Source organism: Lelliottia nimipressuralis, assembly GCF_004402045.1.
Taxonomy (GTDB): domain Bacteria; phylum Pseudomonadota; class Gammaproteobacteria; order Enterobacterales; family Enterobacteriaceae; genus Enterobacter; species Enterobacter chinensis.
In genome coordinates, this window is record NZ_SOMG01000003.1 from 13,056 (window position 1) to 36,291 (window position 23,236).

The following is a 23,236-nucleotide window of genomic DNA, read 5'->3' on the forward strand; positions in this document are numbered from 1 at the left end:
GTAACGGCTCAAAGGGATTTAAATCCCCGTTTTTAGTGGGTAATAAGAGGACGGTTTGCGCGATCGGGCGGTTAGTCGAGCTCTGAGCAGTTCACTAATTTCAGCGGATTCACGGAGTTCATATTGCGACACTTATCGGTTTCGGTGCTCATCAGTTCAATCCACTGCATCAGGAGTGCATCGAAGATAAGAACGGAGATTGCAAAGACAACCAGCCACCAGTATTTACGAATCATTGTGTCATTCCGCGAGAAGAGCGCCAGTAGAGTGGGGGAAAATATACACGAAAAGACGCGCTTTAAAAGTGGGATAAGCGAAGGTTTACACAGCGTTGACGGAGAGGGGGAAAGGAAATAAAAAAGGCGCTTCCCCATGCCGAGTAGCGCCTTTTTAAACAAGCATTTCGCTAACCGAAATTAGTTCATGCCGTATTTCTTCAGTTTCTTACGCAGAGTACCACGGTTGATACCCATCATCAGCGCAGCGCGGGTTTGGTTACCGCGGGTGTATTGCATCACCATGTCCAACAGTGGCTGTTCAACTTCAGCCAGTACCAGCTCATACAGGTCATTAACATCCTGACCATTCAGTTGAGCAAAATAGTTCTTCAGTGCCTGTTTAACCGAGTCACGCAGGGGCTTTTGAGTTACCTGATCCTGAGAGTTTACGGTAGATACGGTCAGTACGTCAGAATTTACGCGTTGTTCGAACATAGTTCTGTCAGCTCTTTATTTCATTACGCAAGATTTTCGAAGTATGCCTCCAACGCCTCCAGCTGTACGCTGGCATCCTCTATGGCGTTGAATGTGCGCCGAAACTGGTCATCTGGAGCATGCTCCTGGAGATACCAGGAGACGTGTTTACGCGCAATTCGGTACCCTTTTGCCTGACCATAAAAGTCATGCAATTCCCGAACATGCGAGCAAAGCAAACGCTTAACCTCTGCCAGTGGCAGCGGGGCAAGCAGCTCCCCAGTGTCCAGATAATGCTGGATTTCCCGGAAGATCCAGGGTCTTCCCTGAGCGGCACGTCCTATCATCAGAGCATCAGCTCCCGTATAGTCGAGTACAGCTCTGGCTTTAAGCGGGTCAGTTATGTCGCCATTCGCGATAATCGGAATGGAAACTTTCTGCTTAACTGCCCGAATGCTGTCGTATTCAGCTTCACCGTTGAACAAACAGGCGCGAGTGCGTCCATGAATGGTCAGGGCCTGAATGCCACAATCTTCGGCCAGTTGGGCAATTTCTACACAGTTACGGTGTTCCGGCGACCAACCCGTGCGAATCTTCAACGTAACAGGAACGTCCACTGCGCTGACAACCGCCGTCAGGATAGACTTCACCTGGTCGGGGTATTGCAGAAGGGCTGAACCTGCAAGCTTGCGATTCACCTTTTTGGCCGGGCACCCCATATTGATATCAATAATCTGGGCACCACTTTCCACGTTAATTCGCGCGGCATCTGCCATCTCTTCAGGCACGCTTCCGGCAATTTGCACGGTGCGAATACCTGGTTCATCAACGTGCACCATCCGAAGGCGGGATTTATCGCTTTCCCATACCTGCGGGTTAGACGACATCATCTCGGATACGGTTAAACCGGCTCCCATCTCATAACACAGCGTCCTGAACGGCCGGTCTGTAATACCTGCCATTGGGGCTGCGATCAGGCGATTTCTAAGCTGGTGGTGTCCGATGCGCATGAGTTAAGAAATGACCATACTGTGACTGCAAGGCGGCGTATATTACGCATTTTTTGCACGAGATGAAAGGCCAAACTTTGAACAATCCACTGTTGTAGATCAAGGAATCGCCGCGCAATCTTTCCGTTCAAAATTATTCATTATTTAAATCATTATGTTATGCGCAAATGGTTATTTTATGGACGCTTACAATTTCCCGTAACTTCTCATCATTTCTGAATAAATGCATCACTGAAGCGGGATAATCTGCTGTTTTTAGCAGCAGATTATCCCGCTTCTTTGCGATCTGCGTCGCATTTTAGAAGATGATCGTCATGCGAAAAATGCGCCTTATTCGACCACAACACGCCCATGCAGCGACTGTACCGGACGGTTATTATCGTGGTGCATGGTATGGGTGAATTTATCGAGCTGTTCCGCAGAAACCGTCATGGGGTGCTTGAGCACAATCCAGGTGACGCCTTCTGAGCACGGTGGGGTGGTCAGTGAACCGCTAAAGCGCCAGTACGTTTTATCTTTCGGCAGCAGTTTGTTCAGGTTGAGATCCGGTTTGATGGAAACGTTCTGCTCGGCCAGTTGAGGCATAACGCTCCACAGTTTTTCAAGCTCCGGGTTGGCGGTCCCTTTATCGAACATGACCGCAACCACCGTCAGTTCTCCACCGTCATTTTTATGCACCAGGTGCATTTCCATCGCATATTTCTTACCGTGAACGGTGTTTTCGCTTGGCGCGTGGAAATGGAACTGTTGTAACGCCCAGGTTTGCTTATCCAGAGTAAGGGTGTCGCGGGTGTCAGTCGGTTCACTTGCCTGAATGGTATGGCCGTTATTTGTCAGCGTCACGGGGCCATCAATGTAGTGCGTTTGTAGCGGTGAGAGGTGTGCGTCAACGGTCGAATCAATGTTAATGGGAGACTGGTTCATTCCGTTTTGACAGGTCTTGTATGCTTCGTCCAGTTCACCCCAGTGTTCCGGTGAACCCTTTCCTTCGTAGCCCCAGTGTGATGCGAATGCTGAAGCCGAGATCATGCTCAGCGCCATTAGCGCTGCCTTGCCTGTAATGTATTTCATCATATTCTTCCGGTGAATTTTTGTAATACAAATCAACGTGATTTGTAGGGTTATTTTACCGAAGAATGACTGGGGGAGAGAGGATTATCAGTGGTGAGAAGGGCGTGGTCAGATGACCACGCCAATTGCTTATTTTTTACGGCCGGTGATACGGCACCACTCTTCTTTTTCCACCACCGGGTCGAGAGCAAAGAGATCGGCGTAGGCCTCACACACGCTGTCAGCCTGGCTTGCCAGAATGCCGGAAAGCCCCAGCAAACCGCCCTCAACGGGCAGCACGCTGATTAGCGGGGCAAGCTCACGTAGCGGGCCCGCCAGAATGTTTGCGACCACCACATCGGCTTTCATGGCTTCTGGCTGCGCATCCGGCAGATACAGCTCCAGACGATCGGAGACGCCGTTGCGTTCTGCATTATCGCGGCTGGCCTGAATCGCCTGCGGATCGATATCGATCCCGATGGCTTTTGCCGCACCCAGCTTCAGGGCGGCAATTGCGAGGATCCCGGATCCACAGCCGAAGTCGATCACCGTCTTACCGTCAAGATCCAGACCATCCAGCCACTGCAGGCACAGGGACGTCGTTGGATGGGTGCCGGTACCAAACGCCAGACCCGGATCGAGCATCACGTTGACCGCGTTTTCATCGGGAACATCGCGCCAGCTTGGGCAGATCCACAGACGTTTGCCGAACTGCATTGGGTGGAAGTTATCCATCCACTCGCGTTCCCAATCTTTGTCTTCCAGCTGTTCGATTTTGTGCGCAAAACCCGCGCCCAGCAGAGGATGGTTTTCCAGAATCGCGACGACTTCTTTCATGTCGGTTTCGGCATCAAACAGGCCAATAACGTCGGTATCACCCCACAGGCGGGTTTCCCCCGGCAGTGGCTCAAAGACCGGCGTGTCATGCGTGTCCTGGAAGGTGATCGAGACCGAGCCGGCCTCCATCAGCGCATCGCTCAGCTCTTCGGCGTTAGCGCCGGTTGTGTTCAGTTTTAGTTGGATCCACGGCATGGCAAAACTCTTTATTTATCAGTAGAAATCATAGCGGGTTGTGGGACGGGATGACCGAAACGGTTCCCCACCACAAACGCCAGTAAACTTAGCAGTAACGAAGGCACAATCGGATGGAAGCCCAGGTACTGAATTTTAAAGGTTGCGAGAACGGCATACAGCACACCGCCGACAATCATGCCGCTTAGCGCGCCTGCAGCGTTCGCACGTTCCCAGTAGAGCCCTAACACCAGCGGCCACAGGAAAACGGCTTCAAGGCCGCCAAACGCAAGCAGATTCAGCCAGATGATCATCTCCGGCGGACGCCAGGCGGCTAACATCATCAGAATGCCGAGCACCAGCGTGGTCCAGGTCGAGATGCGTTTCAGCTTTTGCTCATTATGCATTTTAGCCGGACGCGCGCTGAGCCACAGATCTTTGATGATGGTGGCAGAAGCCTGCAGCAGATGCGCGTTAACGTTGGACATGATTGCCGCCATCGGTGCAGCAAGGAACAATCCTGCTGCCCACGGTGGGAGAACCTGCACCATCAGCGTTGGAATGACCTGATCCGGCACGGTCAGATGGGGTAATACGGCCCGCCCCAGCGCACCCGCCAGATGCATGCCCAGCATCAGCAGCGCGACAACGACAGTACCAATCACAATCCCCCGGTGAACGGCTTTACTGTCTTTATAGGAGATACAGCGCACGGCGGTGTGCGGCAGACCGATCACGCCAAAGCAAACCAGCACCCAGAAGGAGGTCATAAACGCCGGCGTCAGAATATCATCAGCACCGTGGGGGCTGACCAGTTTAGGATCGATCTGTTCCAGCGTTTGCACCGCATTGTGCAATCCACCCGCCGCATAGATGACACCAACCAGCAGCACAAGGGTGCCTATCAGCATCACCATGCCCTGCATGGTGTCGTTCAGCACGCTGGCGCGGAAACCGCCAAACGCGGTGTACAGCGCAATCGTGATCCCGAAGATGAGCAGCCCGGTCTCGTACTTGATACCCGCCGCCGTTTCCAGCAAGCGCGCGCCGCCAATAAACTGAACGGCAATAGCGCCGACGAAGGCGACAATCAGGCTGATACTGGCAATCCAGACCACTGCTCGACTCTGATAGCGCGCCTGCAGCATGTCGTTAAGCGTAATAGCGTTATAGCGACGGGCGAGAATGGCAAATTTTTTGCCCAGAATGCCCAGCGACAGCCAGATGGTGGGCACCTGGATCATGGCCAGCAATACCCAGCCGAGCCCATATTTGTATGCGGCTCCCGGCCCGCCGATGAACGAACTGGCGCTCACGTAAGTGGCAGTCAGCGTCATCGCCAGCACAAACCCGCCCATCGAACGGCTGCCGAGGAAATATTCGCTCAGAAACGAACCGGTGCTGCGTTTTCGCATGGCATAGAAAGAGAGGCCAAACACCACGATCAAATAGACAACCAGCACGGTGATGATTTCAGTTTGCATCACTATCCTCCAGCGGGAAATCGCGGAAGATAAAGCGCACCATCAGCCAGCTGAGCAGAATGAAAATCAGCGGTACCAGCAGACAGGCCATTTCAAACCAGTGAGGCAGGCCAGTTATACCGATAGCGGAATCAGGTAAGTAAGCAGTTACTAACCACGCTGCGAGATAGAGAAGGGTCAGCCACAGCGCCCAGCGCGCTTCTTTATGGGCCTGAACAAAACGCTTGTCCATTGTTTATCCCTTGTGGATGAAGAAAGCGGGGATTGTACATGATGGGGCTTTCCTGGCCCCAGAAATAAAAAAGGCCGGATAATCCGGCCTTTTAGCAAAGATGCTGTATTACTTCTCGTGCAGACCGAGTTTTTTCTCCAGATAGTGGATGTTGGTCCCACCATTCTGGAAGTGCTCGTCGCTCATGATACGCATCTGCAGATCAACGTTGGTTTTGATTCCGTCGATGATCAGTTCCTGCAGGGCGTTCTTCATGCGGGCAATCGCCACGTCACGGTTTTCGCCATAGCAGATAAGCTTGCCAATCATTGAGTCATAGTACGGCGGTACGGTGTAACCGGCGTAGATATGAGACTCCCAGCGCACGCCAAAGCCACCCGGCGCGTGGAAACGCGTGATTTTACCCGGGCTTGGCAGGAAGGTGTTCGGGTCTTCGGCGTTGATACGGCACTCTACCGCATGGCCTTTCACCACAACTTCTTCCTGCTTGATGGACAGCGGCTGTCCTGCAGCGATACGCAGCTGTTCTTTGATCAGGTCAACGCCGGTGATCATTTCGGTAACCGGGTGTTCAACCTGAATACGGGTGTTCATCTCAATGAAGTAGAACTCGCCGTTTTCGAACAGGAACTCGAAGGTACCCGCACCGCGATAGCCGATATCGACACACGCTTTGGAACAACGCTCGCCGATGTAGCGACGCAGTTCCGGAGTAATGCCCGGTGCTGGTGCTTCTTCGACCACTTTCTGGTGACGACGCTGCATGGAGCAGTCACGTTCTGCCAGATAGATTGCGTTACCCTGACCGTCTGCCAACACCTGAATTTCGATGTGGCGTGGGTTTTCCAGGTATTTTTCCATGTACACCATGTCATTGCTGAAAGCGGCTTTCGCTTCAGCTTTGGTCATGGAGATGGACTGAGCCAGTTCAGCATCGCTGCGCACAACGCGCATACCGCGACCGCCGCCGCCGCCGGACGCCTTGATGATAACCGGGTAGCCAATGCGTTTAGCATGAGCACGGTTAGCATCCATGTCGTCGGTCAGAGGGCCGTCAGAGCCTGGTACGGTTGGAACACCGGCTTTTTTCATCGCGGTGATCGCAGACACTTTGTCGCCCATCAGGCGGATGGTGTCAGCTTTCGGGCCGATGAAGATAAAGCCAGAGCGTTCAACCTGCTCAGCAAAGTTGGCGTTCTCAGAGAGGAAGCCGTAACCCGGATGAATTGCCACCGCGCCGGTGATTTCAGCGGCGCTGATGATAGCCGGGATGTTCAGATAGCTTTTTACGGATGGAGCCGGGCCAATACAGACCGTCTCATCCGCCAGCAATACGTGTTTTAAATCGCGATCCGCGCTTGAGTGCACGGCGACGGTCTTGATGCCCAGTTCTTTACAGGCACGAAGAATACGCAGTGCGATCTCGCCGCGGTTGGCGATAACAATTTTATCCAGCATGTACGCCTCGTTACTCGATGACGACCAGCGGCTCGTCAAATTCAACCGGCTGACCACTTTCGACCAGAATCGCTTTCACAGTACCTGATTTGTCTGCTTCGATCTGGTTCATCATTTTCATCGCTTCAACGATGCACAGGGTATCGCCTACGTTGACTTTCTGACCCACTTCGATGAACGCCTTCGCGTCCGGGCTCGGGGTGCGGTAGAAAGTACCAACCATTGGGGAACGTACGATGTGACCACTGATTTCTGCTGCAGCGGCAGGTGCGGCTTCAGCTGCTGGTGCAACGGCTGCGGAGAGCGCAGGCTGCTGCACTGGCGCAGCATAAGCCTGCTGCATTACCGGGAAGCTAGCGGCTGGGGCTGCACGGCTGATGCGTACAGACTCTTCGCCTTCAGAAATTTCCAGTTCGGAGATACCTGATTCTTCAACCAGCTCGATCAGTTTTTTAATCTTACGAATATCCATGAGTGGGTTCCGTACTCTTGTTTAGTGTGATTGTGACAAGCGTTTTACCGCTGTCTGTAAAGCGTATGAATAGCCGTCAGCGCCCAGTCCGCAGATAACGCCAGCAGCGATATCCGACAGATACGAATGGTGGCGGAACGGCTCTCGGGCGTGCACATTACTCAGGTGGATCTCGATAAACGGGATACTCACCGCGAGCAGTGCGTCGCGGATAGCAACACTGGTGTGCGTAAACGCGGCCGGATTAATCAGGATATAGTCCACATTGTCTTTAGCCTGATGAATACGGTCGATGAGTGCGTACTCCGCATTCGACTGAAAATGATCCAAATCCACATTCAGTGACGCTGCTTCCGTTCCCAGACGGTTAACAATTTCACTTAATGTCAGCGTGCCGTACTTCTCTGGCTCACGGGTGCCGAGCATGTTCAGGTTCGGTCCGTTCAAAACTAAGATATGGAACTTATCAGTCATTGTGCTGCCATCTCCTGCGATTTTCCGGTAAAAAACAAAATATACCTTCGAAGCGCAATTGTCACCTTTTCAGAGGCTTAAAACCGCTGTCAGGCGAACCAAGGTCGCACATTATAACGATTTCGTAGCATTTAGCAGCTAAATACTGGTCTTATCAGGGAAGATTATCAACCGCTATCCGAAAAAGATTTGCGGTTGACGGGGAATCTGCGGGAAAACGCACAGTTTCGCGAACTATCGCAACCACTGGCGGAACTTCTTGTAACGCCATGCTAAAAGCGCCACGGCCGCCAGTGCGTAAAGGACTGGCTGCGGAGAGAGGATCTTCACCGACCACAGATAATGAATGGGGGCGAGGATCGCGACAAGATAGACGAAGTTGTGCAACAGTTGCCAGCGCCTGCCCAGTTTACGCTGCGCATACTGCGTCGATGTCAGCGTTAACGCCAGTAAAACCAGCCAGCTCACGATACCCAGCGTCAGATAAGGACGTGTCACCAGTTCGCGGCCAAGCAGCGCCAGATTGTTAATGCCCAGTTCCAGCAGGGCATAGCTGGTAAGGTGCAGCGTCGCCCAGGCAAAACACCATAGCCCTAACAGCCGACGGGTACGTATCAATAAGGGCTGTTTAGCGTAGCGCGCCAACGGCGAGACGAGCAAGGTTGCCAGCAAAAACTTCAGAGCCATCCGACCCGTAAAATGCTGAATATCCTTGGCCGGGTCTGCGCTAAAGAGCCCCTGGCTGGTGGCCCAGAAAAGCCATATAAAAGGAAGTAACCCGGCCAGGTGTAGCAGCACTTTCAGCCAGGTAATCTGCTTTGCCGTTAAACGCACTTAGAAATTCTCCCGTAAATTCAGACCACGGTAGAGAGAGGCCACTTCATCTGCATAGCCGTTAAACAGCAGCGTCGGCTGACGCGTCACGTCCAGCGCACCGCCAGACCCGATAAAACGCTCGGTTGCCTGCGACCAGCGCGGGTGATCCACATGCGGGTTCACATTCGCGAAGAAACCGTATTCGTCCGGGGCCGCCAGATTCCAGGTGGTTGGCGGACGTTCGCGGGTGAGCTTAATGCTGACGATAGATTTAATCCCTTTGAAACCATATTTCCACGGTACGGTTAAACGGATAGGGGCGCCGTTCTGCGGAGGAAGCGCTTTGCCATAAACGCCGACGGTCAGCAGGGTAAGAGGGTGCATCGCTTCGTCGAGACGTAACCCTTCGACATAGGGATATTCCAGCCCGCCACCGATAAAACGGTCTTTCTGCCCAGGCATCTCGTCCGGAGCATAACGCGTCTGGAAAGCGACATATTTTGCGTTGCTGGTGGGTTCAGCCATCGCCAGCAATTTATGCAGCGGGAAGCCAACCCAGGGCACCACCATCGACCACGCTTCCACACAGCGCATGCGGTAGATACGCTCTTCGAGCGGGAAACGGGTGGTGAGATCGTGATGATCCAGCGTCAGGGGGTTTGCCACTTCACCCTCAATTTTCAATGTCCATGGATCGGTTTTGAGGCTGCCTGCGTTGGCAGCAGGATCGGCCTTGTCGAGACCAAATTCGTAGAAGTTGTTATAGCCGGTAACTTTATCTTCCGGCGTGAGCGTCAGTTTGTTTTGCCATTGGGCGGGTTTCGTAAAGGTGAGCGGTGCGCCGGAAGGCGCCTTCGGCCGATCGTTACCTTTAAACCAGTCGAGGAGGTCGGCGTGTGCTGCCGGCGAGAGCGTCAGCGCAGTGGCGCTGATGCCAAGCATTTTCAGGATCTGGCGGCGCTGTAACATAAAGACAGACTCAGACGTTACGTCGGCTTCCGTCAGTTTTCGGTTTTTCATGGCATCCTCCGTCATGCGTTTTTCTAAGCATGACGGAGGAGAGGGATTCACGCGAATATGTCACGAAAATTTGAAGATTAGGCGATCTTCACCAGCGCGCGACCGTGGAACTGATTGTCCATGATTTTACGGGCATATTCCGGTGCCTGGCTGAGGCTGATCTCCGTTGCGCTCTGGGTATAGAAGGATTCCGGCAGATCGCGCACCAGACGTTCCCAGGCTTCATGACGACGGGCTGATGGGGTCATAACGGAATCCACACCCTGCAGGCGCACGTTACGCAGAATAAATGGCATCACGGTGGTTGGTAGGGCAAATCCCCCCGCCAGCCCGCAAGCTGCGACGCACCCGCCGTAGTTCATCTGCGCCAGCACTTTTGCCAGCACCTTATCACCGACGGTATCCACCGCACCCGCCCAGATCTGTTTTTCCAGAGGACGGGTTTCGGCAAATTCGTCGCGGCTAAGAATGCGGTCGGCGCCGAGCTGGCGCAGATAGTCGTGGGTGCTTTCGCGACCCGAAACCGCAGCGACCTGATAACCCAGCTTGTGCAGCAGCGTTACGGCCGTGCTGCCCACGCCACCGCTGGCGCCGGTGACGACAACTTCACCCGACTCAGGGCGTACGCCCGCATCTTCCAGCGCCATCACGCACAGCATGGCGGTAAAGCCTGCCGTGCCGATAATCATCGCTTTGCGGCCATCCATGCCTTTCGGCATCGGCACCAGCCAGTCGCCCTTAACGCGCGCCTGCGTTGCCAGGCCGCCCCAGTGATTTTCTCCTACGCCCCACCCGGTGAGCAGCACCTGCTGGCCTGGATGGAAGCGCGGATCCTCGCTGGTATGAACCCGGCCAGCGAAATCAATACCTGGCACCATAGGGAAATTTCGGATGATTTTACCCTTACCGGTGATAGCCAGCGCGTCTTTATAATTTAAACTGGACCAGTCGATGTCGACGGTTACTTCGCCTTCCGGCAGGCGACTCTCTTCAACTGCCTGCACTGAAGCAAGCGTTTTGCCGTCCTGCTGTTCTAAGATCAAAGCCTGCATACGGGGTCCTCTTGACTCAGATGATTGGAAAATAATTTCTGAAGACTATACTCGCTCAGGGAAACGCAGTGCCGATTTAACGCAATAAATTGCCAGATACACCCGATTTGGTAGTATGCCGCATTTGAAATGCAAGTTAGCGCTTACTCGCTACCCCATCAACCCACGGAGTTATCTCAAGGATGCGATTAACGACGAAGTTCTCAGCTTTTATCACCTTGCTGACGGGGCTGACAATTTTTGTCACGCTTCTGGGCTGCTCTCTGAGCTTTTACAACGCCATTCAGGACAAGCTGGTCAACCGGGTACAGTCTGTTGCATCGGTGATTGATACGCGTCTGCTGACGACGCCGCTACCGGCGCTGTCCCGTGAGCTCGATGAGTTGATGGTACCTGTTGATATTGTTCAGATCGACATTCAGCAGGGAAAGCATCGTGTTTTAAGCCATGAACGTCAGGGAAGTTATCGTCCTGCGGGCGTGGTGAGCCAGTACCGGGAAGTGACGGTTCATTCACTCAAAAATCCGGGCATGACCATACACATGGTCTACCTCGATCCGATGGCCAGCTACTTCCGTTCCATGATGACCACCGCGCCACTTACCGTCGCTGTGGCGTTTATTGTCCTGCTGATCTTTCTCGCGGTCCGCTGGCTGCGGCGCCAGCTCTCGGGCCAGGAGCTGCTGGAGATGCGCTCTGTGCGGATCCTTAACGGCGAACGCGGCCCGCAGGTACGAGGCTCAGTCCACGAGTGGCCGTCGCGCGCCAGCAGCGCGCTGGATACCCTGCTCTCCGAAATCCAGTTTGCCAGCGACCAGCGAAGCCGTATGGATACGCTGATCCGCTCTTATGCCGCGCAGGATAATAAAACCGGCCTGAACAACCGCCTTTTCTTTGATAATCAGCTCGCCACGCTGCTCGACGATTCGGAAAAGGTGGGAACGCACGGGGTGGTGATGATGATTCGCCTGCCCGATTTCGATCTTCTGCGCGACACCTGGGGACTGCGGGTCGCAGAAGAAAATCTCTTTACGCTGATTAACCTGCTCTCCACCTTTATTATGCGCTACCCGGGCGCGTTGCTGGCCCGCTATCACCGCAGCGACTTTGCCGTATTGTTGCCTCATCGCACGCTGAAGGAGTCGGAAAGCATCGCCAGTCAGCTGCTGAAGGCGGTGGATGCGCTGCCGCAAAGTAAAATGCTCGACAGGGACGATATGGTGCACATGGGGATCTGCGCCTGGCGTGGCGGGCAGTCGGCAGAACAGGTGATGGAACATGCCGAAGCCGCCACCCGCAACGCCGTACTGCAGGGGGCGAACGGATGGGCGGTTTATGATGACTCGCTACCGGAAAAAGGGCGCGGCAACGTGCGCTGGCGAACGCTGATTGAGCAAATGCTTAGCCGCGGCGGGCCTCGCATTTATCAAAAACCTGCGGTCATGAAAAATGGCAACGTCCACCACCGTGAATTGATGTGTCGTATTTTTGACGGTACGGAAGAGGTTATCTCTGCGGAATATCTGCCGATGGTGCTGCAATTTGGGCTGTCCGAAGAGTATGACCGCCAGCAAATAACCCGGTTGATTCCATTTTTATCCTTCTGGCCTGAAGAAAACCTGGCGTTACAGGTTACCGTGGAGTCGTTAATACGCCCACGTTTTCAGCGCTGGCTGCGTGATATATTAATGCAATGCGAAAAATCGCAACGCAAACACATTATTTTTGAACTTGCTGAGGCGGATGTAGGTCAACACATCAGCCGGTTACGTCCGGTGGTACGTTTGATCAATGCACTTGGCGCGCGTGTAGCGGTGACGCAGGCAGGTTTAACGCTGGTCAGTACCAACTGGATTAAGGAACTGGATGTGGAGTTATTAAAGCTACATCCAGGGCTGGTAAGGAATATTGAGAAGCGTACGGAAAACCAGCTGCTGGTACAGAGTCTGGTAGAAGCATGCAAAGGAACGCGGACACAAGTATTTGCTACGGGCGTGCGCTCCAGAAGCGAATGGCAGATGTTAAAAGAGCGCGGTGTAATGGGTGGTCAGGGAGATTTTTTTGCTGCCTCTCAACCGCTTGACACCAACGTGAAAAAATATTTGCAAAGATACTCTGTTTGACCTGCCGTTTACGCTGTTTTCACGTAGAATATCGCGCCTGTAGCTTTGAGTATGTCGAGCAAAAAGCCAGTGAACGACCTTTAACGGGTTACAAATGTCAGTGGGGAGCGCTACTGTTTACTCAGCCCTGAGGGAGTCGGGGAATGAATTTGTAACATCAGGAAACGTACTGCACAAATTTTCACCGTTGCAGATGATTTTTGCGCCTTGTCGCTGCTGCGTGTGGTTGGTAAAGTAAGCGGATTTTGTTTTCCGCCCCAGCTTTCAGGATTATCCCTTAGTATGTTGAAAAAATTTCGTGGCATGTTTTCCAATGACCTGTCCATTGACCTGGGTACCGCGAATACCCTTATTTATGTAAAAGGACAAGGCATCGTATTGAATGAGCCTTCAGTTGTGGCCATTCGTCAGGATCGTGCGGGCTCGCCGAAAAGCGTGGCCGCAGTGGGTCATGACGCGAAGCAGATGCTGGGTCGTACCCCTGGCAACATCGCCGCCATTCGCCCAATGAAAGACGGCGTTATCGCTGACTTCTTCGTGACTGAAAAAATGCTTCAGCACTTCATCAAGCAGGTTCACAGCAACAGCTTCATGCGTCCAAGCCCGCGTGTTCTGGTGTGTGTGCCGGTTGGCGCAACCCAGGTTGAACGTCGCGCTATCCGTGAATCTGCCCAGGGTGCAGGTGCACGTGAAGTGTTCCTGATTGAAGAGCCAATGGCTGCGGCAATCGGTGCAGGTCTGCCTGTTTCTGAAGCTACCGGTTCTATGGTGGTGGATATCGGTGGTGGTACCACTGAAGTGGCCGTTATCTCTCTGAACGGCGTGGTGTACTCCTCTTCCGTGCGTATCGGTGGTGACCGTTTCGATGAAGCCATCATTAATTATGTGCGCCGTAACTACGGCTCTCTGATCGGTGAAGCCACCGCAGAGCGTATCAAACACGAAATCGGCTCTGCTTATCCGGGCGATGAAGTGCGTGAAATCGAAGTACGTGGCCGTAACCTGGCTGAAGGTGTTCCACGTGGTTTTACCCTGAACTCCAACGAAATTCTGGAAGCACTGCAGGAACCACTGACTGGCATCGTGAGCGCGGTAATGGTTGCGCTGGAACAGTGCCCACCAGAGCTGGCGTCTGATATCTCCGAGCGCGGTATGGTTCTGACCGGTGGTGGTGCGCTGCTGCGTAACCTCGACCGCCTGTTAATGGAAGAGACAGGTATTCCTGTCGTAGTTGCAGAAGATCCACTGACTTGCGTCGCCCGTGGTGGTGGCAAGGCGCTGGAAATGATCGACATGCACGGCGGCGACTTGTTCAGCGAAGAGTAGTCATTGTGAAAGGGTAGCGCATCGCTACCCTTTCTCTCTGACGCGAGAATACGCATAGCCTATGAAGCCAATTTTTAGCCGTGGCCCATCGCTACAGTTTCGCCTCATTCTGGCGGTTCTGGTTGCGCTTGGGGTCATTATTGCCGATAGCCGCCTCGGTACGTTCAGCCAGATAAGAACGTACATGGATACCGCCGTCAGTCCTTTCTACTTTGTATCAAATGGTCCCCGTGAACTGCTCGACTCCGTTTCTCAAACGCTGTCTTCGCGTGACCAACTCGAACTCGAAAACCGGGCATTACGTCAGGAACTGCTGCTGAAAAACAGCGAACTGTTGATGCTGGGGCAATATAAGCAGGAAAACGCGCGTCTGCGTGAGCTGCTGGGCTCGCCGCTGCGTCAGGATGAGCAGAAAATGGTGACGCAGGTGATCTCCACCGTGAACGACCCTTACAGCGATCAGGTTGTGATCGACAAAGGGAGCGTGAACGGTGTGTATGAAGGTCAGCCTGTAATCAGTGATAAAGGCGTTGTGGGCCAGGTTGTTGCCGTGGCCAAACTGACCAGCCGCGTGCTGCTGATTTGCGATGCCACACATGCGCTGCCGATCCAGGTTCTGCGTAACGACATTCGCGTGATTGCGGCCGGTAATGGCTGTACGGACGATCTGCAGCTGGAACACCTGCCTGCTAACACGGATATCCGCGTGGGTGACGTCCTGGTGACGTCCGGTCTGGGCGGACGCTTCCCTGAAGGCTATCCGGTTGCGGTAGTCTCGTCAGTGAAGCTGGATACTCAGCGTGCCTATACCGTGATTCAGGCGCGTCCAACCGCAGGTTTACAGCGTCTGCGCTATTTGCTGCTGCTGTGGGGCGCCGATCGCAATGGTGCTAACCCGATGACGCCTGAAGAGGTGCATCGTGTGGCGAATGAACGCCTGATGCAGATGATGCCACAGGTTCTCCCGCCTGCGGATTCCATGGGACCGCCTGCGCCAGTCCCGGCGCCGGCAACCGGGTTAACGCAGCCGCTGCCGGATGCGCCGCCACCGCCTAAACTCTCTTCGGGAGGGCAGTAGTGGCAAGCTATCGTAGCCAGGGACGCTGGGTCATCTGGCTCTCGTTTCTCATTGCACTGTTACTGCAAGTGATGCCCTGGCCGGATGACATTCTCGTTTTCCGGCCAAACTGGGTATTGCTCATTTTGCTCTACTGGATCCTCGCCCTGCCGCATCGCGTAAATGTCGGCACAGGTTTTGTGATGGGTGCCATACTGGATCTCATTAGCGGCTCTACGCTTGGCGTGCGTGCCTTGTCCATGAGCATTATTGCGTACCTCGTCGCACTCAAATTCCAGCTCTTTCGTAACCTTGCGCTCTGGCAACAGGCCCTGGTCGTGATGCTATTGTCGCTCGCGGCGGATATCGTTGTTTTCTGGGCAGAGTTTTTAGTGATCAACGTCTCTTTCCGACCGGAAGTGTTCTGGAGTAGTGTAGTAAACGGTGTGCTCTGGCCATGGCTGTTCCTGCTGATGCGTAAGGTTCGCCAGCAGTTTGCTGTGCAATAAAAGGTTTCTATGACGTCTTTGTATCTCGCTTCCGGCTCCCCGCGCCGTCAGGAACTCCTGACGCAGCTAGGAGTCTCTTTTGAACGCATCGTGACCGGCATTGAAGAAAAACGTGCTGAGGGCGAAAGTGCTCAACAGTACGTGTCTCGCCTGGCGCGCGAGAAAGCGCAGGCCGGCGTAGCCAGTGTGCCACGCGATCTCCCCGTGCTGGGGGCAGATACCATCGTTATTCTTAACGGTGAAGTGCTTGAGAAACCGCGCGACGCCGATCATGCGGCGCGTATGCTGCGCAAAATGTCCGGACAAACGCATCAGGTGATGACGGCCGTCGCGCTGGCTGACAGCCAGCACGTGCTGGATTGCCTGGTGGTGACGGACGTGACATTCAGAGTTCTTACCGACGACGAAATCGCCGCTTATATTGCCAGCGGTGAACCGATGGATAAAGCAGGTGCATACGGTATTCAGGGGCTGGGTGGCTGTTTTGTCAGGAAGATTCATGGCAGCTATCACGCCGTAGTCGGCTTACCGCTGGTGGAAACGTATGAGTTGCTGAGCAATTTTAACTCACTGCGTGAGGGAAGGGATAATTATGACGGCTGAATTGTTGGTAAACGTAACGCCATCGGAAACCCGTGTGGCCTATATTGATGGTGGCATTCTTCAGGAAATTCATATTGAGCGTGAAGCGCGGCGCGGAATAGTAGGCAATATCTACAAAGGTCGTGTCAGTCGTGTACTACCGGGTATGCAGGCGGCTTTTGTAGATATTGGACTGGATAAGGCGGCATTTTTACATGCCTCCGATATCATGCCGCACACCGAGTGCGTTGCGGGCGAAGAGCAAAAGCAGTTTGCCGTGCGCGATATTTCTGAACTGGTGCGTCAGGGACAGGATCTGATGGTGCAGGTGGTGAAAGATCCCCTCGGCACCAAAGGCGCCCGTCTGACCACCGACATTACCTTACCTTCCCGCTACCTGGTCTTTATGCCCGGGGCGTCGCACGTGGGCGTTTCGCAGCGTATTGAGAGCGAAACTGAGCGCGAACGTCTGAAGAAAGTGGTCAGTGCCTACTGCGATGAACAGGGCGGGTTTATCATCCGTACCGCCGCGGAAGGGATCAGCGAAGAAGACCTGGCGTCTGATGCGGCTTACCTGAAGCGCGTCTGGACCAAAGTGATGGAGCGTAAAAAACGCAACCAGACTCGCTACCAGCTCTATGGTGAGCTGGCCCTTGCTCAACGTGTTCTGCGTGACTTTGCCGATGCGCAGCTCGACCGCATTCGCGTGGACTCTCGCCTGACCTATGAAGCCCTGCTGGAGTTTACCGCCGAATATATCCCCGAGATGCCCGGCCTGCTGGAGCATTACTCAGGGCGTCAGCCGATCTTCGATCTCTACGATGTCGAAAATGAGATCCAGCGTGCGCTGGAGCGTAAGGTAGAGCTGAAATCCGGCGGCTATCTGATCATCGATCAGACCGAAGCGATGACCACCGTCGATATCAACACCGGCGCGTTTGTCGGCCATCGCAACCTGGATGACACCATCTTCAATACCAACATTGAAGCGACACAGGCGATTGCGCGCCAGCTTCGTCTGCGCAACCTGGGCGGCATTATCATCATCGACTTTATCGATATGAGTAATGAAGACCATCGTCGCCGCGTGCTGCACTCGCTTGAGCAGGCGCTGAGTAAAGATCGCGTGAAAACCAGCATCAACGGTTTCTCACAGTTGGGGCTGGTGGAAATGACGCGCAAGCGTACCCGTGAAAGCGTTGAGCATGTGCTGTGTAATGAATGCCCAACCTGCCATGGACGCGGAACGGTAAAGACGGTTGAGACCGTCTGCTACGAAATTATGCGTGAAATCGTCCGTGTTCATCATGCCTACGACTCCGATCGTTTTCTGGTCTATGCTTCCCCTGCGGTGGCTGAAGCGCTGAAAGGCGAAGAATCACACGCGCTGGCGGAAGTGGAAATCTTTGTCGGCAAACAGGTAAAAGTACAAATTGAACCGCTCTATAACCAGGAGCAGTTCGACGTCGTGATGATGTAAGACGCAGTACGCTGCGTGACGAAAGCTGACAAGGAGAGATGCGTGAGGCGATTGCCGGGGATTTTATTGCTTACAGGGGCAACGCTGGTCGTGATTGTCGCGTTGCTCGTGAGCGGGCTACGCCTCGTTTTACCGCATCTGGATAGCTGGCGTCCGCAGCTTCTGGCAAAAATCGAGTCCACCACCGGCGTGCCGGTGAACGTAAGCCAGCTCAGCGCTAACTGGCAGAATTTTGGCCCGACACTTGATGTCCGGGATATCAACGCCAGCCTGAAAGATGGCGGCTACCTCAAAATTAAACGTGTGACCCTGGCGCTGGACGTCTGGCAAAGCCTGCTGCATCTGCGCTGGCAGTTTCGCGATCTCACCTTTTATCAACTCCAGTTTCTGACCAATACGCCGCTGTCTGGTGGCGATAGCAGTCAGGGTCTTGAAGCCAACCGCTTCAGCGATCTCTTCCTCCGCCAGTTCGATCATTTCGATCTGCGCGACAGCGAAGTGAGCTTTATTACTCTTTCTGGCCAGCGCGCCGAACTCGCGATCCCCCAGCTAACCTGGCTCAATGGCAAAGATCGACACCGCGCCGAGGGGCTGGTCAGTCTCTCAAGCCTGAACGGCCAGCACGGCGTGATGCAGGTGCGCATGGATCTGCGAGACGATGACGGCCTGTTAAACAACGGTAAAGTCTGGCTACAGGCCGACGATGTGGATGTGAAGCCGTGGCTGGGCGACTGGCTCCAGCAAAATATGCAGCTGGAAACGGCCCGTTTCAGCCTTGAAGGCTGGCTGACCCTGACGAAAGGTGAATTTGCCAGCGGTGATATCTGGCTCAAGCAGGGGGGCGCAAGCTGGAAAGGCGAAAAACAGCAGCATCAGCTTTCCGTTGATAACCTCACTGCGCACGTGACGCAGGAGAAAGAGGGCTGGCAGTTTGCCATTCCGGATACGCGCATCACCATGGACGGTAAGCCATGGCCGCGCGGTGCGCTGACGCTGGCCTGGATGCCGGAGCAGGACGTTGGCGGTGCGGCCAGCAAACGCAGCGACGAGCTGCGCATCCGTGCCAGTAACCTGGATTTGGCCGCCATTGAAGGGCTGCGCTCAATGGCAGCAAAGCTCTCTCCGGACCTGGGGGAGATCTGGCTGGCCACGCAGCCGAGCGGGAATATAGACGCCCTGGCGCTGGATATCCCGCTACAGGCGACAGAAAAAACCCGTTTCCAGGCAAAATGGAAAAATCTTGCCTGGAAGCAGTGGAAGTTGCTGCCGGGGGCGGAGCACTTTAGCGGCAAGCTGGAAGGCAGCGTGGAGAACGGCAGGCTGACGGTTGATATGCACGACGCCAGAATGCCTTACGAGACGGTCTTCCGCGCGCCGCTGGAAATTGAACAGGGCAGCGCGGTGCTTAACTGGCTCCGTAACGATAAAGGTTTCCAGCTTGATGGCCGCCATATCGACGTAAAAGCCAAAGCGGTACATGCGCGTGGCGATTTCCGGTATCTGCAGCCAGAAGGTGAAGAGCCGTGGCTGGGTATTCTGGCCGGCATCAGTACCAGTGACGGTTCTCAGGCCTGGCGCTATTTCCCGGAAAACCTGATGGGTAAAGCGCTGGTGGACTATCTGAGCGGTGCGATTCAGGGCGGTCAGGCCGATAGTGCCACGCTGGTCTACGGCGGTAATCCGCATCTGTTCCCGTACAAGCATAATGAAGGTCAGTTCCAGGTGCTGGTGCCGTTACACAACGCGACCTTCGCGTTCCAGCCAGGCTGGCCCGCGCTGAAAAACCTGGACATCGAGCTTAACTTTCTCAATGACGGATTATGGATGAAGTCAGACAGCGTTGCGCTGGGCGGCGTGACGGCCAGCAACCTGACGGCAAACATCCCGGATTATTCAAAAGAGAAACTGCTCATTGATGCCGACATTAACGGACCGGGCAAAGCGGTGGGACCTTACTTCGAGGAGACGCCGCTGAAAGAGTCGCTGGCGGCGACGCTCCAGCAGCTGCAGCTTGATGGCGATGTGAATGCTCGCTTACATCTTGATATCCCGCTGGACGGTGAAATGACCACCGCCAAAGGCGACGTCCGCCTGAAGAACAACAGTTTGTACATCAAACCCCTTGAAAGCACACTCAAAAATCTCAGCGGGCAGTTCAGCTTTGAGAACGGTAACCTGAAGAGCGAGCCGCTGACCGCCAGCTGGTTTAATCAGCCCGTGAATATCGACTTCACGACCACCGAGGGTGAAAAGGCTTATCAGGTGGCCGTCAATCTGGACGGTAACTGGCAGCCATCGCGTATGGATGTTCTGCCGAAGCCCATTGAGGCATCCGTGAACGGCGCGGTAGCCTGGCAGGGCAAAGTCGCCATTGAGCTGCCTTATCACGCGGGGGCACATTATCAGGTCGACATCACGGGCGATCTGAAAAACCTTCATAGCCAGCTGCCTGCACCGCTGGATAAACAGTCCGGACAGCCGCTGCCGGTGAAGCTAAACGTCGATGGTAACCTGAACAGCTTCGAGCTTACCGGAAGCGCGGGTGGGACAAACCATTTCAACAGCCGCTGGCTGCTCAACAGCAAGCTCACCCTCGATAAAGCTATCTGGACAACGGATAGCCGTTCCACGCCGCCGCTGCCGGAGCAGGCAGGCATTGAGCTTAATCTCCCGCCGATGGACGGTGCAGAGTGGCTGGCGCTGTTCCAGAAAGGCGTAGGGCAAAACGTCGATCAAACCGCTCAGTTCCCACAAGCCATTACCGTACGCACGCCGTCGCTGATGCTGGGCGGGCAGCAGTGGAACAACCTAAGTATTGTCTCACAGCCCACCGCTAACGGCTCGAAGGTGGAGGCCCAGGGTCGAGAGATTAACGGCACGCTGACTATGCGCAATAATGCACCGTGGCAGGCGGCGATCCGCTATCTCTATTACAACCCGGCAAGCGCGAGCGGGAAAGACCAGCCGGCAGAGACGTCGCCGTTGAGTAAGACATCCCGCGTCGATTTTAGCGGCTGGCCCGATCTCCAGCTGCGCTGTGCAGAGTGCTGGCTGTGGGGGCAAAAATATGGCCGTATCGACGGTGATTTCGCCATTCATGGAAACTCGCTTACGCTCACCGGCGGGCTGGTCGATACCGGTTTTGGCCGCATGACGGCCGCAGGGGAATGGGTGAATAACCCGGGCGAGCAGCGTACGTCCCTGAAAGGTGACATTAAAGGCAACAAGCTGGATGCGGCAGCCAATTTCTTTGGTATCACCACGCCGCTGCGTGGTTCGTCATTTGACGTCGATTACGATCTTCACTGGCGTGATGCGCCGTGGAAGCCGGATGAGGCCTCGCTGAACGGCATTCTGAAAACCCGCTTCGGCAAAGGTGAAATCGCCGACGTGAGCACGGGGCGCGCCGGGCAGATCCTGCGCCTGCTGAGTTTTGATGCGCTGCTGCGTAAGCTGCGCTTCGATTTCAGCGATACTTTTAGCGAAGGTTTCTACTACGATTCCATCCGCAGTACGGCGTGGATCAAGGACGGCGTTATGCATACGGACGATACGCTGGTGGACGGCCTGGAAGCGGATATCGCCATGAAAGGCTCAGTCAACCTCGTGCGCCGTGAACTGGATATGGAAGCCGTCGTGGCACCGGAAATTTCCGCAAGCGTAGGCGTGGCGGCGGCCTTTGTGGTGAACCCGATTGTCGGTGCGGCGGTGTTTGCCGCCAGTAAAGTGCTGGGGCCGCTCTGGAGCAAGGTCTCCATTCTGCGCTACCGCATCACCGGTCCGGTGGATAAACCGCAGATTAACGAGGTGCTGCGCCAGCCGCGCAAAGATGCACAGCAATGATTTGACGTGGGCAGGTAATTGCCTCACTCTCAATAAATACGATCTTTATACCGCCACGGGCGGCAACGAACGAGTAGCAATACGATGAGTCTGAACCTGGTAAGTGAACATTTGCTCGCAGCGAACGGCCTGAGCCATCAGGACCTGTTCTCCATTCTTGGTCAACTGACCGAACGCCGTCTCGACTACGGCGATCTCTATTTCCAGTCGAGCTATCACGAATCCTGGGTTTTAGAAGACAGCATCATCAAAGATGGCTCTTATAACATCGACCAGGGCGTCGGCGTTCGCGCCGTCAGCGGCGAGAAAACCGGTTTTGCCTATGCCGATCAGATTAGCCTGGCTGCACTTGAGCAGAGCGCGCAGGCCGCGCGTACCATTGTGCGTGATACCGGCGATGGTCGTGTGAAAACCCTGGGTGAAGTGTCGCATTCTGCACTTTATACCAGCATCGATCCGCTGCAGAGCATGAGCCGTGAAGAGAAGCTGGATATCCTGCGCCGCGTAGACAAAGTGGCGCGTGCTGCCGATAAACGTGTGCAGGAAGTCTCAGCCAGCCTGAGCGGTGTCTATGAATTGATTCTGGTTGCGGCCACTGACGGCACTCTGGCGGCAGATGTTCGTCCGCTGGTACGTCTTTCCATCAGCGTGCAGGTCGATGACGACGGTAAACGCGAGCGCGGCTCAAGCGGCGGTGGCGGTCGTTTCGGCTACGACTGGTTCCTGGGGGATGTTGACGGTGAAGCGCGCGCTGACGCGTGGGCAAAAGAAGCCGTGCGCATGGCGCTGGTGAATCTTAATGCTGTCGCGGCACCGGCGGGGTCATTCCCGGTGGTGCTGGGTGCCGGCTGGCCGGGCGTGCTGTTGCACGAAGCGGTAGGACACGGTCTGGAAGGCGATTTTAACCGTCGCGGTACGTCCGTATTCAGCGGTCAGATCGGGCAACTCGTCTCCTCTGAACTGTGCACAGTTGTGGATGACGGCACCATGCGCGATCGCCGTGGCTCGGTGGCTATCGACGACGAAGGTACGCCAGGTCAGTACAATGTGTTGATTGAAAACGGCGTGCTGAAAGGCTATATGCAGGACAAACTCAACGCGCGCCTGATGGGCGTAGCGCCAACGGGTAACGGTCGTCGTGAATCCTATGCGCACCTGCCAATGCCGCGCATGACCAACACCTATATGCTGCCGGGCAAATCCACGCCGCAGGAGATTATCGAATCCGTTGATTACGGTATCTTTGCGCCAAACTTTGGCGGCGGTCAGGTGGATATCACCTCCGGTAAATTCGTCTTCTCCACGTCAGAAGCGTATCTCATCGAGAAAGGCAAAGTGACCAAAGCGGTGAAAGGCGCGACGCTGATTGGCTCCGGTATTGAAGCCATGCAGCAGATCTCCATGGTTGGTAACGATCTCAAGCTGGATAACGGCGTGGGCGTCTGCGGTAAAGAAGGCCAGAGCCTGCCGGTTGGCGTGGGTCAGCCAACGCTGAAAGTGGACAACCTGACGGTGGGCGGCACGGCCTGACCTGCGTTCACATAA

At 54.8% G+C, this 23,236-nt stretch carries 21 protein-coding genes; 8 read left to right on the forward strand and 13 right to left on the reverse strand.

Annotation, left to right across the window (positions count from 1 at the left end; genetic code table 11):
• Positions 1-71 precede the first annotated feature (71 nt).
• The 13 genes from E3U32_RS01210 to acuI all read right to left on the reverse strand — a co-directional run bounded on the left by E3U32_RS01210 (position 72) and on the right by acuI (position 10,771).
• Positions 72-236: a DUF2556 family protein gene (locus E3U32_RS01210; protein WP_008502862.1), complete on the reverse strand. Its 165-nt coding sequence runs from the start codon at positions 234-236 to the stop codon at positions 72-74.
• Between the two features lie 180 nt (positions 237-416).
• The gene (fis, locus tag E3U32_RS01215) at positions 417-713 is read right to left on the reverse strand and encodes a DNA-binding transcriptional regulator Fis (RefSeq protein ID WP_000462905.1); all 297 of its coding nucleotides are present in this window, start codon (positions 711-713) and stop codon (positions 417-419) included.
• Positions 714-736: 23 nt separating this feature from the next.
• Positions 737-1,702: a tRNA dihydrouridine synthase DusB gene (dusB, locus tag E3U32_RS01220; protein WP_047347654.1), complete on the reverse strand. Its 966-nt coding sequence runs from the start codon at positions 1,700-1,702 to the stop codon at positions 737-739.
• Positions 1,703-2,032: 330 nt separating this feature from the next.
• Positions 2,033-2,773, reverse strand: a complete 741-nt coding sequence (locus tag E3U32_RS01225) for a carbonic anhydrase (protein ID WP_134347462.1) — start codon at positions 2,771-2,773, stop codon at positions 2,033-2,035.
• A 129-nt stretch (positions 2,774-2,902) separates the two neighbouring features.
• Entirely contained in the window at positions 2,903-3,784 is an 882-nt protein-coding gene (prmA, locus tag E3U32_RS01230) for a 50S ribosomal protein L11 methyltransferase (protein ID WP_094945088.1), read from the reverse strand.
• 11 nt (positions 3,785-3,795) lie between these two features.
• Positions 3,796-5,247 (reverse strand): sodium/pantothenate symporter, encoded by a 1,452-nt coding sequence (gene panF / locus E3U32_RS01235; protein WP_134347369.1) that lies wholly within the window; start codon positions 5,245-5,247, stop codon positions 3,796-3,798.
• A complete protein-coding gene (locus E3U32_RS01240) occupies positions 5,237-5,479 on the reverse strand; it encodes a YhdT family protein (RefSeq protein ID WP_032659654.1) in 243 nt (80 codons plus the stop codon). The genes panF and E3U32_RS01240 overlap by 11 nt, the downstream gene beginning before the upstream one ends.
• A gap of 108 nt (positions 5,480-5,587) precedes the next feature.
• Complete coding sequence (accC, locus tag E3U32_RS01245) at positions 5,588-6,937, reverse strand: acetyl-CoA carboxylase biotin carboxylase subunit (protein WP_010436177.1); 1,350 nt, start codon at positions 6,935-6,937, stop codon at positions 5,588-5,590.
• A gap of 10 nt (positions 6,938-6,947) precedes the next feature.
• Positions 6,948-7,409: an acetyl-CoA carboxylase biotin carboxyl carrier protein gene (accB, locus tag E3U32_RS01250; protein WP_010436174.1), complete on the reverse strand. Its 462-nt coding sequence runs from the start codon at positions 7,407-7,409 to the stop codon at positions 6,948-6,950.
• 21 nt (positions 7,410-7,430) lie between these two features.
• Positions 7,431-7,883: a type II 3-dehydroquinate dehydratase gene (gene aroQ, locus E3U32_RS01255; RefSeq protein ID WP_023309405.1), complete on the reverse strand. Its 453-nt coding sequence runs from the start codon at positions 7,881-7,883 to the stop codon at positions 7,431-7,433.
• A gap of 234 nt (positions 7,884-8,117) precedes the next feature.
• Positions 8,118-8,717, reverse strand: coding sequence for a protein-methionine-sulfoxide reductase heme-binding subunit MsrQ (gene msrQ / locus E3U32_RS01260; protein WP_134347370.1), 600 nt, complete (start codon positions 8,715-8,717; stop codon positions 8,118-8,120).
• On the reverse strand, positions 8,718-9,719 hold the full coding sequence (gene msrP / locus E3U32_RS01265) for a protein-methionine-sulfoxide reductase catalytic subunit MsrP (protein ID WP_134347371.1): 1,002 nt from the start codon (positions 9,717-9,719) through the stop codon (positions 8,718-8,720).
• Positions 9,720-9,796: 77 nt separating this feature from the next.
• Entirely contained in the window at positions 9,797-10,771 is a 975-nt protein-coding gene (gene acuI / locus E3U32_RS01270; protein WP_134347372.1) for an acrylyl-CoA reductase (NADPH), read from the reverse strand.
• A 182-nt stretch (positions 10,772-10,953) separates the two neighbouring features.
• On the opposite strand from acuI, the gene csrD reads away from it, so the two are divergent.
• From csrD to tldD, 8 genes are all read left to right on the forward strand, one after another.
• Complete coding sequence (gene csrD, locus E3U32_RS01275) at positions 10,954-12,894, forward strand: RNase E specificity factor CsrD (RefSeq protein WP_134347373.1); 1,941 nt, start codon at positions 10,954-10,956, stop codon at positions 12,892-12,894.
• Positions 12,895-13,176: 282 nt separating this feature from the next.
• On the forward strand, positions 13,177-14,220 hold the full coding sequence (gene mreB / locus E3U32_RS01280) for a rod shape-determining protein MreB (RefSeq protein ID WP_000913396.1): 1,044 nt from the start codon (positions 13,177-13,179) through the stop codon (positions 14,218-14,220).
• A 61-nt stretch (positions 14,221-14,281) separates the two neighbouring features.
• Complete coding sequence (gene mreC / locus E3U32_RS01285; RefSeq protein WP_023309400.1) at positions 14,282-15,298, forward strand: rod shape-determining protein MreC; 1,017 nt, start codon at positions 14,282-14,284, stop codon at positions 15,296-15,298.
• Entirely contained in the window at positions 15,298-15,786 is a 489-nt protein-coding gene (gene mreD / locus E3U32_RS01290; protein WP_023309399.1) for a rod shape-determining protein MreD, read from the forward strand. The genes mreC and mreD overlap by 1 nt, the downstream gene beginning before the upstream one ends.
• A 9-nt stretch (positions 15,787-15,795) precedes the next feature.
• Entirely contained in the window at positions 15,796-16,389 is a 594-nt protein-coding gene (locus E3U32_RS01295) for a Maf family protein (RefSeq protein ID WP_134347374.1), read from the forward strand.
• Positions 16,379-17,848, forward strand: coding sequence for a ribonuclease G (gene rng, locus E3U32_RS01300; protein ID WP_010436156.1), 1,470 nt, complete (start codon positions 16,379-16,381; stop codon positions 17,846-17,848). The genes E3U32_RS01295 and rng overlap by 11 nt, the downstream gene beginning before the upstream one ends.
• A gap of 42 nt (positions 17,849-17,890) precedes the next feature.
• Complete coding sequence (gene yhdP / locus E3U32_RS01305) at positions 17,891-21,691, forward strand: AsmA2 domain-containing protein YhdP (RefSeq protein ID WP_134347375.1); 3,801 nt, start codon at positions 17,891-17,893, stop codon at positions 21,689-21,691.
• A gap of 84 nt (positions 21,692-21,775) precedes the next feature.
• On the forward strand, positions 21,776-23,221 hold the full coding sequence (gene tldD, locus E3U32_RS01310) for a metalloprotease TldD (RefSeq protein ID WP_047347665.1): 1,446 nt from the start codon (positions 21,776-21,778) through the stop codon (positions 23,219-23,221).
• Positions 23,222-23,236 lie beyond the last annotated feature (15 nt).